We start from the raw sequence: 13,886 nt of genomic DNA on the forward strand, positions 1-13,886 counted from the left end.
GCAATGACGACGACCAATAGTACACCTAAAATTATGGCGCTCACTACGCATAGCATCTTTTTTGATGCCTATGAAACAGCAAGCGACACACTCACTACGCAAAAGAAAATATGGGCATTAGCCCAATATTGCCAAAGCAGTGATGACTTTGTTGATGTAGTCCCTGCCAATAATAATTTAACGCTTTACCTGAAAGAGCCCGCTCAACTTGCTGGTTGGCTGCCACGATTGCTAGAACAATGGCACGAACTTAAAGCCACAGACTTTAACTCACGTCATCATAAACTTGCGACTCGTTATGGTGGTGAATATGGGCCTGATATAGCGCATGTTGCTAGACATCATAAGCTTTCTGTTGATGATGTTGCTCAAATGCACAGCAGTGCCAAATACCACGTGCTTTTTTTAGGCTTTAAGCCCGGTTTTGCTTATTTAGATGGTTTAAATCCACAACTTTACACACCTCGTCATGCTGAACCAAGGCTCTCTGTTCCAAAAGGTTCTGTTGCTATCGGCGGCGATCAAACCGGTATTTACCCTGAAAGCTCACCTGGTGGCTGGCAAATTATTGGTCATACAGATTTTCGTCTGTTTGATATCAATGCAGCCTCGCCTTGTGCTATTGAACCTGGTGATACTTTAGAGTTTGTTATTCAGGAGGTGTTAAAATGATCACTATCATCAAACCTGGCATGCAAATGTCTATACAAGATCAAGGCCGAACAGGCTCTCGCCATTTAGGCATTGGTCAATCAGGTTGCATAGACCCTTACGCTCAAGTTATTACAAACCGTTTAGTTGGCAACGACGACAACAACCCCGTTATTGAGATCACTTTAGGTCTTGCCGAAATTCAGTTCGATAACGATTACTACATTGCTCTGCACGGCACTGATATGAAAGCCACAGTGAATGGCAACCCTGTTGATCCTGGCTGGAGCTTTTACATAAAAAAAGGCGATGTATTAAAGTTTAATGCTGCACGTCATGGTTTTAGAAGCTACCTTGCTATTGGCGGCGAGTGGCATTTACCTGAGCCCATTTTAGATTCTTACTCAACAGATATATTAGCGGGTTTTGGTGGCTTAACCGGTCAAGCACTACAGGCTGGCGATAGTTTTGATATAACGCCAAGGTACAATACCAAAGTTGGCTTAGGTGCCATGCTACCACCTAAAAGTACACAAATTCGTATTCATGCTGCACCACATGCAGCACTGTTACCAAAGGAAACCATCGTTAACTTTATAAATCATTCTTGGCATGTATCGCCTAATAGCAACCGTATGGGCACAAGACTATTAAGTGATGAGTGTGATATCAGCCATGATGTTTCATTACCCTCTATGGCTGTTGCTCCTGGCTGTATTCAGCTTCCGCCAAATGGTGAACCCATAGTACTATTAAACGATGCGCAAACAACGGGTGGTTATCCATTGCTCGGCACCGTGATCGAAGCGGATCTTCGTCATTTTGCACAATTAAAACCCGGCGACTTCCTTCACTTTAAGTTTGTTACACTCAACGAAGCCCACGAGGCACAAGAAAAGCTAACTGCGCACTTAAATCAACTTGCGATAGCACTAAACTATATTAATAAATAGCGCTTAATTTATTGATGTTTAAAATGCGAGCAAAGAAAGTCTTTGCTCGCGTTACCTTCATGGCTTGTCTATACATTTAAAAAGATAAAAACCCTACGCATTCCTTTGCACCAAAGCTGTGCAGAAAATTTAGTAACAAAAGCCTTTATTCCAGACTCATTATCATCCAATTTGCACAAATCAAGCATTTAAACTGCTCACCCTTTAACCACTTACCCCATACTGGTGCAAAGAGGTAACCGCAGGTGCATATTTTATTCTCAATTAATTAAAAAACCTGTGTGACTTAGGTAATTATTTCTGTTAAAACAAACATTCGCAGTTATATAAATTCTGTTAACTGCGCACATATTTGGAATGAGGAGTCACTATGTGTTCAATTTTTGGGGTATTAGATATTAAATCTGATCCCGCTCAATTGCGTAGCCAAGCAATTGAGATGTCAAAACTATTAAGGCACCGCGGGCCAGATTGGTCTGGCGTATATTCATCAGATAAAGCTATTTTAGTGCACGAGCGTCTAGCGATTGTTGGCGTATCAAGTGGTGCACAGCCTTTGTACAACCCTGAGCGTACAAATATTCTTGCTGTTAACGGTGAAATTTATAACCACAAAGAGCTCGCTGCTAGTTTAGAAACTGATTTTACTTTTCAAACTCAATCAGACTGTGAAGTTATTTTGGCTTTATATAAACAAAAAGGCCCTGAGTTTTTAGATGATTTAAATGGTATTTTTGCGTTTTGTTTATACGACGAAGAGCAAGATGCTTACTTAATTGGTCGTGACCATATCGGGATTATTCCGCTTTATACGGGTCATGATGAGCATGGTAACTTTTATGTTGCTTCAGAATTAAAAGCATTATCGCCAATTTGTAAACATATTGAAGAGTTCCCTCCGGGTCATTTCTTGTGGAGCAAAGATGGTCAACTTCGTAAGTACTACAGCCGTGATTGGCAAAGCTATGATGCAGTAAAAGACAACGAAGCTAAAGCGAGCGATGTTAAAGAAGGCTTAGAGGCAGCTGTTAAACGTCAATTAATGTGTGACGTTCCATATGGCGTTCTATTATCTGGTGGTTTAGATTCATCGGTTATCTCTGCTATCACACAGCGTTTTGCTGCAAAACGTATCGAAGATAATGACGAGTCTGATGCATGGTGGCCAAAACTGCATTCATTCTCTGTGGGTCTAGAAGGCTCACCCGATTTAGAAGCTGCACAAAAAGTAGCTGATATGATTGGTACGGTTCACCACCCTATTCACTTTACTATTCAAGAAGGTATTGATGCCCTGCGTGAAGTGATTTATCACATCGAAACGTACGATGTAACAACTATTCGTGCCTCAACGCCGATGTACTTAATGGCGCGCCAAATTAAAGCCATGGGTATTAAAATGGTGTTATCGGGCGAAGGTGCTGATGAGCTATTTGGTGGTTACCTTTATTTCCACAAAGCACCAAATGCGCAAGAGTTCCATGAAGAACTTAACCGTAAAGTCTCTAAACTACATATGTTCGATTGCTTGCGTGCTAATAAATCAATGGCAGCATGGGGCGTTGAAGCGCGAGTGCCATTCTTAGATAAAGAATTTGTAGACGTAGCAATGCGTATCAACCCAGAAGCGAAAATGTGTAAAGACGGTAAAATCGAAAAACACATTATTCGTGAAGCGTTCGACGGCTATCTACCAGACGACGTACTTTGGCGTCAAAAAGAGCAGTTCTCTGATGGTGTAGGCTATAACTGGATTGATACTTTAAAAGAGTATGTAAACGATCAAGTAAGCGATCAAGACCTTGCTAATGCGAAATACAAATACCCGATCAATACGCCTGATTCTAAAGAAGCGTATTTTTATCGTAGTATTTTCGAGGAGCACTTCCCTGGCGATGCCCCTGCGAAATGTGTTCCGCATGGCAAATCAGTGGCTTGTTCTACTCCTGAAGCACTAGCTTGGGATGCATCATTCCAAAACAATGCAGATCCTTCAGGTCGTGCTGCTGGTGTTCATAACGACGCTTACAAAAAGTAGTAACTTTGTGCTGCAAGCCCTGTGTTTGCAGCACTTTCCTCTCAATTGAAATAATTTGCTTTGAAATAATACTGTCATCAAATTATTCCTTCCCCCTGCCCAATTTGTTCACAATTCCAACAAAAAACGTAAAAAACTGCATTTATTCGGCTGTTTAGGGACAAAACCATTTACATTTTTTTTCGAACTCCTACACTAAAGACTAGACTTTGGTACAAATTTAGTTCGTCTACAAACTAATTTTAAGTTTTACACGTAAAGAGTATTAGTTGAACTTGTGCCATCCGGCCGTTTAGCTTTCTGCTAGATATAACTACAACAAGAGGTATTCATGAGCGAACATCATGATAAGTACAGTATCGACAATACCGACTACACCGTCGGTCAGGACAATGTACAAAAATGGGGTTTTGATGTACATAACCCTGTATTTGGCATTAGTGCTGGTTTAATTGCCCTATTCTTAGTGGCAACACTTATTTCAGATGCTGAAACAGCAAAAACAACCCTGAATGGTATTAAGAACGACATTATTAATAACTTTGATGGCTTTTTTATGTGGTCAGCAAACTTATTCGTATTGTTTTGCTTAGCGTTAATTGTTTCACCATACGGTAACATCCGCCTTGGTGGTAAAGAAGCGCGTCCAACTCACTCTCGTATTTCTTGGTTAGCAATGTTATTTGCTGCAGGTATGGGTATAGGCTTAATGTTCTGGGGCGTAGCAGAACCTGTAGCTTACTTTACAGGCTGGTACGAAACACCTCTCGGTGTTGAAGCAAACACGCCAGAAGCTGCCAAAATGGCAATGGGTGCAACTATGTTCCATTGGGGTTTACACCCTTGGGCAATTTACGCCGTTGTTTCACTTTCTCTCGCATTCTTTTGCTATAACAAAGGTTTGCCGTTATCAATTCGTTCAATTTTTTACCCTATTTTAGGTGACAAAGCATGGGGCTGGCCTGGCCACCTTATTGATATTCTAGCTGTACTTGCCACTCTATTTGGCCTTGCAACGTCTCTTGGTTTAGGCGCGCAACAAGCCGCTGCAGGTATTAACCATGTATTTGGTACTGATAGCGGAATTGGCTTACAAATTGGTGTTATTGTAGGTGTAACGTTACTTGCCGTGATTTCTGTTGTTCGCGGTATCGACGGCGGTGTAAAACTACTTAGTAACGTAAACATGCTTATTGCTTTTGTATTACTTGTATTTGTTGCACTTGTTGGTTTTTCTGCAGCATTTGGCAACCTTCCTAATACAGTAATGGGTTATGTTGAAAACATTATTCCACTAAGTAACCCACATGGTCGTGAAGATGAAACATGGATGCATGGCTGGACTGTATTCTACTGGGCTTGGTGGATTTCATGGTCACCGTTTGTAGGTATGTTCATTGCGCGCGTATCTGAAGGCCGTACAATCCGTGAGTTCTTAATTGCTGTATTACTAGTTCCTACTGTTGTGACTATCTTCTGGATGTCGATTTATGGTGGTATCGCTATTGAACAAGTTATCGATAAAGTGGGTGTACTAGGTGAAAAAGGCTTAACTGATGTGCCGCTTGCTATGTTCCAAATGTTTGAAGCCCTACCAATGTCGCAAGTGCTTTCATTCATTGCAATTGTGTTAGTACTCGTGTTTTTTATTACTTCATCAGACTCAGGATCATTAGTAATCGACTCTATCACTGCCGGTGGTAAAGTTGACGCACCAGTACCTCAACGTATCTTTTGGGCAACAATCGAGGGTGCTATTGCAGCAGCACTTGTTTGGATTGGTGGCACACAAGCAATCGAAGCCTTACAAGCCGGCGCCGTATCTACGGGCTTGCCGTTTACCTTTGTATTGCTATTAATGTGTGTAAGTTTAATTCTTGGCTTACGAACAGAACCAAGACACTAAACCTGCCGTTAAATAATAAAAAACGCCGCATTTGCGGCGTTTTTTATTTATAAGCTTTGCTCAGATAATTTAAATTAACCGGCAAAAGCCGTTGCTACTGGCGCTATATTAGTAATTCGCTTAGCGGTGTATCTTGGCGGTAGTGGTAAGCTATTTGCGCTTGTAGCAGCTCTGCGGTGGCTGTGGCATCATTCAGTGCGTTGTGGTTTTGATACGCAGGTAACGAATAACGAATACGAGAGTCTGCTAAGCGCACAGAATCAAGCTTAGAGTTAAATAATCGCCCTAGTAACCCTTGCTTTGCTCTAAGAGCACGAGTTTCCAGATCTAGCGTGTCTATAACAGCAAATTCAAGCCCTTCGCCTAAGCGAGCTTGCAACGCTTGATATAAAAAGTGCCGTTCAATGGGAGCAAAATGCACCACTATAATTTTGCCTTTTAATGCTGCTAACAAAGGCTCCATAATCGTTGAAAAATCAGGTGCATCGCTCACTTCTGAGTGAGTTATACCATGTATAACAATCGACTCTTCAGCAAGCTTACGCCTTGGTTGAACAATCCAATGTTGGCTATCTTTACAAAAAATACGCTTAGTATTGAATGGGATTAAACCAACACTGACGATATCGTCATTTTGATAATTTAGACCGGTTGTCTCAAAGTCAAGCGCTACTAAGGGTACATCGCTAATAGGCATGTTTAAATCACAAAGAGCTGATTCATAAAACGCTTGAATTAGTGGCTGTTTGCTCTGTGCTAATAACTGTTGATACCGAGTCGGCCAATCAAGTTTTGCGCCTTGTTTTGCCATTACTTCATCCCAGTGTTAGCAGAATACCTGAATTTAAGGAAGCTCTGCGCTTTATCTAAAATGGCAAACGCCTCTTTGAGATTACGCTGCTCAAAAGGAGAAAGTAAATGAGGCTCTAAGTCGTTATCTGGCGTTTCATCAAGTTTTTCTATTTGCCATGCTTGGTGTCTAATTCTGATCATGGCAATGTACTCTAGGGCGTCTCGTAAATCTTGTGCTTTACCATCAGGGAGTAATTTAGCTTCGATAATATCCTCTAAACGCTCGAATGAATTTTGTTTACGGCTGCCTATCGCTAATGCATGCACGCGTATTACATCAGATAAAGGCGCTGTACCGCGGCGTTTTAAGTTCATAGATCGCTTATGCTGACCATTATGCTCTAACACAAAGTCTTTAAAGAAGCCTAAAGGCGGTGTTCTGTTACGAGCATTCGCAGCAAGGTTAGCTAAGAAACGTTTATTCTTACGCCCTTCTGTTGCGATAAAGCGTTTGAGCTCATCGGCCCATTTGTTTTTACCGTAAACACCGTCTAAATCAAAAAAGATCGAGCTGTGTAACAAAGCCTGCGGTTTAGGTTCAGCCATCCAACCTGCAAATTGTTCTTTCCACTGCTCGCGTGTTAAACGCCACTTTTTAAATGACGCCATAATTTCGCCTTCACAATACTTGTAGCCACACTCAGCTAAACCATCACAAACAAAATCAGCCAAATTCTGGAAGTACTCGTCATGTAACTCCTCGTTAAAATTATTATCAAGGATAATGGCATTATCTTGGTCAGTTACAATTAATTGCTCATCACGCGCCATTGAACCTAGAGCGATGAAGCAATAAGGAACCGGCGGTGGGCCAAACTTTTCTTCAGCTAAATCAAGTAAACGCTGTTTGAAGGTACGCCCTATTACAGCCATTGCGGTACCAATCATGTGTGAGTTAGCGTCTTCGTTAACCATGCGTACAAACACATTAGGCAGCTGCCTTGCATAGTGAGCTAAATCTTCAACCGATTGCTGAGCTAATATGCCGCGTACTAACAATAAGCTACTTTGCGACTCGTAGCGTAAAATATCTGATAACGAAATAACGCCAATCGGTTTTTTCTTAACGACTACAGGCAGGTGGTGAATATTATCTCTGAGCATTGCAAGCACGGCTTCAAACACATACGCATTGCTATCAAGAAGTACTAAGTCCTTTTGCATTATTTGCGCGGCTGGCGCTTCGTAACTTAACCCTTCAGCAATCACACTGGTACGTAAGTCTCGGTCGGTAATAATGCCAACTACTTGGCCGTCGTCGTCATCAGGATCATCACTGATTGGTTTATCTGCATCAGTAACCAGCACAGACGATACCGACTCTTGCGTCATCAATTGCGCAACCATTTGCACTGATGCATCTTTTGCCACAGTAACAACATCACGATGAAGAAGCGACTTTACCTTAGCAGTTGTTAAATCGTTGCTGTCGGCTTGTTCAACAATTGCCTGATGAAGGCGCACATTACCATCGGCTTCAAAGAAATCTGCGAACACTTCGTACTCATCACAAAACTCGTTAAACAACTTAACATTGATGCAATAAACTAAGGTATCTTCAAGCGCCTTTGCCGGAAACCGCACTTTACGGTTCATAAGAAGGCCCATTGAACCAAAGATCCCACCGATAGTTAAACGGTTGTATAAATCACCATCACGGCGATACATTTCAACGGCACCACTGCGTATAACATATAAATCAGCGATATCTTCGCCATAATTTAATATTTCTGTGCCTGCGCGAAAATAAGCGATTTCGATTTGTGCAGCGAGTTTATTTACCGCCTCTTCAGGAAGATCATCAAAAGGAGCATGATCAGAAAGAAATTGGGCAATATCGACGTGTTCGGCTTGCATACGCGTACCTAGATTAAACCATTTGATTTAATTGTGAGGGTAATTGGCTATTTTTTCAAAGAAAAAATAGCCAATTAAGTAGGATTAAGCCTTTTCTAACTCTTCAGCCAGAAGTTTCGACTCATCTCCCCTTGGTTTAGTAAAGCGAGCTAAACCAAGGTAAATAACAGGCGTTAAATATAGAGTAAATAACACCGCCAGTGCTAAACCGCCAAATACTACCCAACCAATGGCGTTACGAGCCTCTGCCCCTGCACCAGTAGATAAAATAAGTGGTAATGCACCCAGTAAGGTTGAAACCAGTGTCATCGCGATTGGGCGAAGACGAACCAATGCGGCCTCTTCTACTGCAACTCTAACCGAGCGTCCTTGGTCACGTAATTGGTCAGCAAACTCCACTAGCAAGATGGCATTTTTAGCAATTAGACCAATCAGCATCACTAAACCAATTTGCGAGTAAATGTTTAATGATGTACCTGTTAGATACAGCGCTAGAATTGCAGATGTAATACCAAACGGTACTGTGATCATAACAACGATTGCACTATTCACACTTTCAAATTGTGCAGCCAATACCAGAAGAACAATTAAAAAGGCCAGAACATAGGTCACTAATACTTCATTGGCTGTTTCTTCAAAGGTTAATGCCTCACCTTTAAACGCCAAGCTGATGCCTGCAGGTAAAGATTGCTCGGAAATATCACGGATTTTTGTAACCAGCTCAGCAATAGTTACGCCCTCAGGCATTTCCATACTCAGTTCAATAGCACGGCGCTGCGCGTGGCGCTCAAGCTCTGCTGCAACACCTTCTTCAGTAATCGTTGCCACACTACTCAGTGGCACTAGTTGACCATTACGGCCACCAACATACAAGTTAGCTAAATCGCTTGGGTTAGTGATAGTTTGATTTTGTGCTTGCAGCATAATCGGGATTGATTGGTCACCAATATTTAAATCGGCGATATCATCACCATTGATTGCAGCGCGAAGTGTCACAGAGATATCATTGAGCGATACGCCAAGCTCTTCAGCACGACGTCTATCAATATTAACCCGTAATTGTGGCTGTGACGGCTGATATGAAATACGCACAGGAGCTACTTCTGGTACTGCTTTTTCAATTTCAGCAGAAAAATCTTGCGCGGCTTTAAATATCTCGAGGTAGTCTTGCCCTAATAAGGCAAGCTCAATACCACCGCCTTGACCACGTAGGTTCAAACTATTTGAGCCACCTGGGTAACCAGCCGCACCAGGAATATTCCCTAGAGGTTCACGTATTTTATTGATAATTTCTTGCTGACTAAAATGACGTTCATCCCAATGTTTAAGCGGCACAGTAATAAATACAATATTTGGATCCCATTGCCCAACCACAGTGTAAATAGACTCAATATCACCACTCTCAACATACGGCAGTAAGATATCTTCCATTTGCACCGCTTGCCTGTCCATAAAATTTAGGCCTACACCATCTGGACCACGGGCAAAAATACGAATTTTACCGCGATCTTCTGTTGGTAATAACTCGTTATCTAAATTGAAATACAGTGCACCAGAGCCTGCAGCGACCAACAAACACGCAAAAAAGGTAAGCCATGCATGTTCAAGTACACCATGTATTGTGCGCTTATAAACAGCGGCTAACACATGACCAACTTTTGCAAATGGATGAAAACCACCCTGCTTTAATTTCAGTTTTGATGTCAGCGCAGGGACCAAAGACAGCGCTACAAAGCTTGATATGATAACAGCGCCAGCTAATACCCCACCAAACTCTCTAAATAGTCGCCCTGCAGTTGATGGTAAAAAAGCTATAGGCACAAACACCGCAGCTAATACGGCGGTTGTTGCCACAACAGCAAAGAATACTTCACGGGTACCAACCACTGCAGCTGCTCGACGACCAAGACCTAAGCCCCGCTGACGTTGTATGTTTTCACTTACCACAATGGCATCATCTACAATTAGGCCTGTAGCTAACACGAGTGCAAGCAAGGTAAGAATATTAATTGAGAAACCAAGCGCCCAAATAAGTGCTAAAGAGCCAATTAATGCAACAGGTATCGCAAATGCAGGAACCAGCGTTGCGCGCCATGAGCCAATAAACACCCACAGTGTGATCACCACTAACAGCACGGTTAGTAACAGTGAGTTAATAACTTCATCAACTGAGCTTCTGATAAACTGAGCATCGTCAGAGGTTAAAGTAAATTCCATTTCAGGAAAACGTACTCGCATGCGCTCGATTAAAGTTAGCACTTCATCTGAAATTTCAATGGTATTAGATTGCGCCTGACGAATAATTTCCATGCCAATCACTGGTGTGCCATTAAGCCTTACGAATGAACGCGGATCGGCTGGGCCAAAGTAAACAGCCGCAACATCGCCAATACGGGTATCGTCACGAACGATGATATCGGCTACTTGTTCTGCTGATATTAACGTTGCATCAGCACGAACAATCACCTGTTGGTCGCTTGATTTTAAACTACCCGCAGGCACATCAAAGGGAGCTTGGCGAAGTACATTGGCAATATCTGGTACCGTAAGGTTAAAGCTGCTTAACTTAAGTGGGTCGATGCGCACTCTAAGCACCCGTTCACGGTCGCCATTTAAACGAACATCAGCAACGCCAGGAATGGTTAAAAACTGCGGAGCTAAGTCGACATCAACACGCTCTGTCAACGCCTCAAGGGATAAGCTATCACTTGATACCGTTAACGATACAACCGCTTCGGCATCGTTATCGGCTTTAATAATTGATACCCGTTCAACTTCTTCGGGTAATTCTCGCTGCACACGGGCTACCGATTCACGTGTTTCGTTTGCAGCATCATCTAAATTTACACCGGGACGAAACTCAACCACGATACGAGCATTGTTTTCTTCACTTTGCGCACGAATCGACTTTACACCACTTACCCTAGCAACCGCCCCTTCTAGCTTACTGGTTACTTCGGTATCTACGGTCTCCGGTGAACCACCAGGAAAAGACGCTGATACAGTAATACGAGGCCTATCAACATCAGGAAGCTCACGTACTTCAACCCCTGCTATTGCAGCGATACCGGCAATAATAATGAGTAAGTTAAGTACCACAATTAAAACAGGGCGACGTATCGCCATTGATGGTAAGTCTTCCATCATAGGTTGCTGTTTCATCATTACTCCTTGGCTAGCTGCACTTCATTGATGAAATTAAGCTCTTGATTAGGTCTTAGGCGCTGAACTCCTTCTGTCACCAATAAGTCACCTTCGTTTAAGCCACCAGAAACTAACAAACGCCCTGCTAGACGCTGCTCAATTTTAACATCAACGCGTGTGGCTTTTTTATCGACACTCTTCCATACGTAAGGGCCTGCTGCCCCCCACATCATCGCAGCTTCAGGTACTACGGCAAGCTCTTCACCTAGAATATTTATGTGCACACGAAAGCTCATACCCGGCATAAATTGCTGAGCATTATTATCAAGTTTGGCTTTTGTTCTAAGAGTGCGGGTTTGCGCATTGATACGCGAATCAAGCTCTGCCACCTTAGCCGTGTAAGCTTTATCGCCTAACCAAGGCACCACTTCGACCGAAGATTTTTGTTTAAGCACTGAGATAGCGGCCTCTGGGGCATTAAAATTGATATAAAGCTCAGAAATATCATCAATGGTGGCAATGGCTGTTTGGGTTGTGATCCTATCGCCTACTTCGACATCAGTTAAACCCATAACACCACTAAAAGGAGCACGAACTTCGCGGTCTTCACGCTCTGTTTGGGCTTGCATTAACTGCACTTTAGCCAGTTCATGAAGTGTTTTAGCATCATCTAAATCACTTTGCGGCACCGCACCACGAGCGTGGCTTTCTTCAAGCCTTTTCATGGTACGCTCAGCATCTTTTAAAGTAATTTCAGCTTCGATCAACGCTGCTTTTTGTCTACGTGAATCAAGCTCTAATAGTAAGTCACCTTTGGCAACGTTATCGCCTGGTTTAAAGTAAACAGCAGTGACTCTGTCCCCAACGGCTGGGTAAAGAGTGACTGAGTGAATCGCTTCAGCATTACCCACGGCTTTTATCTGTTGCTTAGACTTTTCAACAGACACTGATTCTACAACTACATTAGCCGCCTCAGCGACGGAAACACAACTAATACAGGCAATTAAAGTCCATGTATGTAATTTGCCAATTGTCAAAATTTCACCTAAATAAGAATCGTTTTAATTGTTACGAAGTGTAACAGCTTTGTGATCAATAAAAAGCTGACTTCGTTTAATAAACAATTAGCCAAGGTGAAATAAACCCATACATCGCCTTTGTTTTATAATTAGAAACGACAATGTGATGAATCGACTTCTTTTAAGTTTGCTTCGCTTGCTATGGTTATCTCCAGACAATAAGAACCATCACTTATATGTTCTTTTCGAGTAGGCATAAAAAAACCCCAGACTATGCTGGGGTTTCTATCAACTCATAAAGCTAACAATTACTGTTGGCGCTGTGCTTCTTTTTGCGCTTTTTTAGCTTCTTTACGCTTACGAAGAACTTCTTGCGCTTCATTACCGATGTGACCTTCGCCGCGCGCTTGTGCTAATTCGATTTGCTTTTGACGCTCAGCAAATCGTGCACGTTGCTCTTCTGTTAGGCTGTCGTGACAGTGATGACACGATACACCTTCCATGTACTCAGGCTTTTGCTTTTCTTCTTCAGTAATAGGCATACGACACGCGTGACATTGGTCGTAAGAACCTTTTTGTAAATCGTGATTTACTGCTACACGGTTATCAAATACAAAACACTCACCTTCCCACATGGTTTCTTCTTTTGGTACTTCTTCTAAGTACTTAAGAATGCCGCCTTCAAGGTGGAATACTTCGTCAAAGCCTTGCTCTTTCATGTACGCAGTTGATTTTTCACAGCGAATACCACCGGTACAGAACATCGCCACTTTTTTGTGCTTTTCTGGGTCTAGGTTTTCTTTCGCCCACGCTGGGAATTCGCGGAACGTTTTGGTGTTTGGATCAACCGCATTTTGGAAAGTACCAATTTCGATTTCGTAATCGTTACGTGTATCGATAAGAATCACTTCTGGGTCTGAAATTAACGCATTCCAGTCAGCTGGTTTTACGTATGTACCCACAACTTCACGTGGGTCGATACCTTCAACACCCATAGTTACGATTTCTTTTTTCAGTTTTACCTTAGTACGGTAGAACGGGCATTCGTCATCGTATGACTCTTTAGTCACGATGTTGTCTAGGTTTGGTTGTGAATCTAACCATGCAAGTAGGTTATCGATACCTTCACGTTTAGCAGAAACAGTACCGTTGATACCTTCAGCCGCAAGTAACAAAGTACCGCGTACTTCATTGTCTTCCATTACTTTAAGTAGTGGTTGGCGAATCGCTTCAAAATCAGGAAGGGCTACAAATTTGTAAAGTGCGCAAACAACAAAGTGCTCGCTAGTTACATTGTCTTTATGAACAGCAGTCATGGTTTTACCTTTTGCTTTAAATGCCCATGTGGGGCGTTAACCGAATCGCAAATCCGGCGCATTGAGGGCGCGTATTTTACGCGAATTAGCGATAATTGCAAAAACTGATGCGAAATAGCTGTGTTTTTACTGTCTCCAAGTGAGGCAAGT

The 13,886-nt window shown here is 42.4% G+C and carries 9 protein-coding genes; 4 read left to right on the forward strand and 5 right to left on the reverse strand.

All coding sequences use genetic code 11. The features are described from left to right. Positions 1–3: 3 nt before the first annotated feature. The 4 genes from pxpB to AN213_RS02525 all read left to right on the forward strand — a co-directional run bounded on the left by pxpB (position 4) and on the right by AN213_RS02525 (position 5,548). The gene (gene pxpB / locus AN213_RS02510) at positions 4–672 is read left to right on the forward strand and encodes a 5-oxoprolinase subunit PxpB (RefSeq protein ID WP_054561536.1); all 669 of its coding nucleotides are present in this window, start codon (positions 4–6) and stop codon (positions 670–672) included. Then, on the forward strand, positions 669–1,604 hold the full coding sequence (locus tag AN213_RS02515) for a biotin-dependent carboxyltransferase family protein (protein WP_054561537.1): 936 nt from the start codon (positions 669–671) through the stop codon (positions 1,602–1,604). Before pxpB ends, AN213_RS02515 begins: the two co-directional genes overlap by 4 nt. 370 nt (positions 1,605–1,974) lie before the next feature. Then, positions 1,975–3,642 carry an asparagine synthase B gene (gene asnB / locus AN213_RS02520; RefSeq protein WP_055197221.1) on the forward strand — a complete coding sequence of 556 codons (1,668 nt, stop codon included), beginning with the start codon at positions 1,975–1,977 and terminating at the stop codon, positions 3,640–3,642. A 331-nt stretch (positions 3,643–3,973) separates the two neighbouring features. Beyond that, positions 3,974–5,548: a BCCT family transporter gene (locus tag AN213_RS02525; RefSeq protein WP_054561539.1), complete on the forward strand. Its 1,575-nt coding sequence runs from the start codon at positions 3,974–3,976 to the stop codon at positions 5,546–5,548. A 103-nt stretch (positions 5,549–5,651) separates the two neighbouring features. Here AN213_RS02525 and AN213_RS02530 read toward each other — a convergent pair whose 3' ends face one another. The 5 genes from AN213_RS02530 to AN213_RS02550 all read right to left on the reverse strand — a co-directional run bounded on the left by AN213_RS02530 (position 5,652) and on the right by AN213_RS02550 (position 13,736). After that, complete coding sequence (locus AN213_RS02530; RefSeq protein WP_055197223.1) at positions 5,652–6,359, reverse strand: 3'-5' exonuclease; 708 nt, start codon at positions 6,357–6,359, stop codon at positions 5,652–5,654. Then, the gene (locus AN213_RS02535) at positions 6,359–8,257 is read right to left on the reverse strand and encodes a DUF294 nucleotidyltransferase-like domain-containing protein (RefSeq protein ID WP_055197225.1); all 1,899 of its coding nucleotides are present in this window, start codon (positions 8,255–8,257) and stop codon (positions 6,359–6,361) included. The genes AN213_RS02530 and AN213_RS02535 overlap by 1 nt, the downstream gene beginning before the upstream one ends. 84 nt (positions 8,258–8,341) lie before the next feature. After that, on the reverse strand, positions 8,342–11,419 hold the full coding sequence (locus AN213_RS02540; protein ID WP_095209687.1) for an efflux RND transporter permease subunit: 3,078 nt from the start codon (positions 11,417–11,419) through the stop codon (positions 8,342–8,344). 2 nt (positions 11,420–11,421) lie between these two features. Further along, positions 11,422–12,438, reverse strand: a complete 1,017-nt coding sequence (locus AN213_RS02545) for an efflux RND transporter periplasmic adaptor subunit (protein WP_095209688.1) — start codon at positions 12,436–12,438, stop codon at positions 11,422–11,424. A gap of 290 nt (positions 12,439–12,728) precedes the next feature. Continuing rightward, positions 12,729–13,736: a rhodanese-related sulfurtransferase gene (locus AN213_RS02550; protein ID WP_055197229.1), complete on the reverse strand. Its 1,008-nt coding sequence runs from the start codon at positions 13,734–13,736 to the stop codon at positions 12,729–12,731. Positions 13,737–13,886: the final 150 nt, after the last annotated feature.

Source organism: Pseudoalteromonas sp. P1-8 (genome assembly GCF_001399985.1).
Classification (GTDB): domain Bacteria; phylum Pseudomonadota; class Gammaproteobacteria; order Enterobacterales; family Alteromonadaceae; genus Pseudoalteromonas.

Coding starts and splice junctions, on each gene's coding strand:
- pxpB (WP_054561536.1), top strand. CDS start 4: ATGACGACGACCAATAGTACACCTAAAATTATGGCGCTCACTACGCAT.
- AN213_RS02515 (WP_054561537.1), top strand. CDS start 669: ATGATCACTATCATCAAACCTGGCATGCAAATGTCTATACAAGATCAA.
- asnB (WP_055197221.1), top strand. CDS start 1,975: ATGTGTTCAATTTTTGGGGTATTAGATATTAAATCTGATCCCGCTCAA.
- AN213_RS02525 (WP_054561539.1), top strand. CDS start 3,974: ATGAGCGAACATCATGATAAGTACAGTATCGACAATACCGACTACACC.
- AN213_RS02530 (WP_055197223.1), bottom strand. CDS start 6,359: ATGGCAAAACAAGGCGCAAAACTTGATTGGCCGACTCGGTATCAACAG.
- AN213_RS02535 (WP_055197225.1), bottom strand. CDS start 8,257: ATGCAAGCCGAACACGTCGATATTGCCCAATTTCTTTCTGATCATGCT.
- AN213_RS02540 (WP_095209687.1), bottom strand. CDS start 11,419: ATGAAACAGCAACCTATGATGGAAGACTTACCATCAATGGCGATACGT.
- AN213_RS02550 (WP_055197229.1), bottom strand. CDS start 13,736: ATGACTGCTGTTCATAAAGACAATGTAACTAGCGAGCACTTTGTTGTT.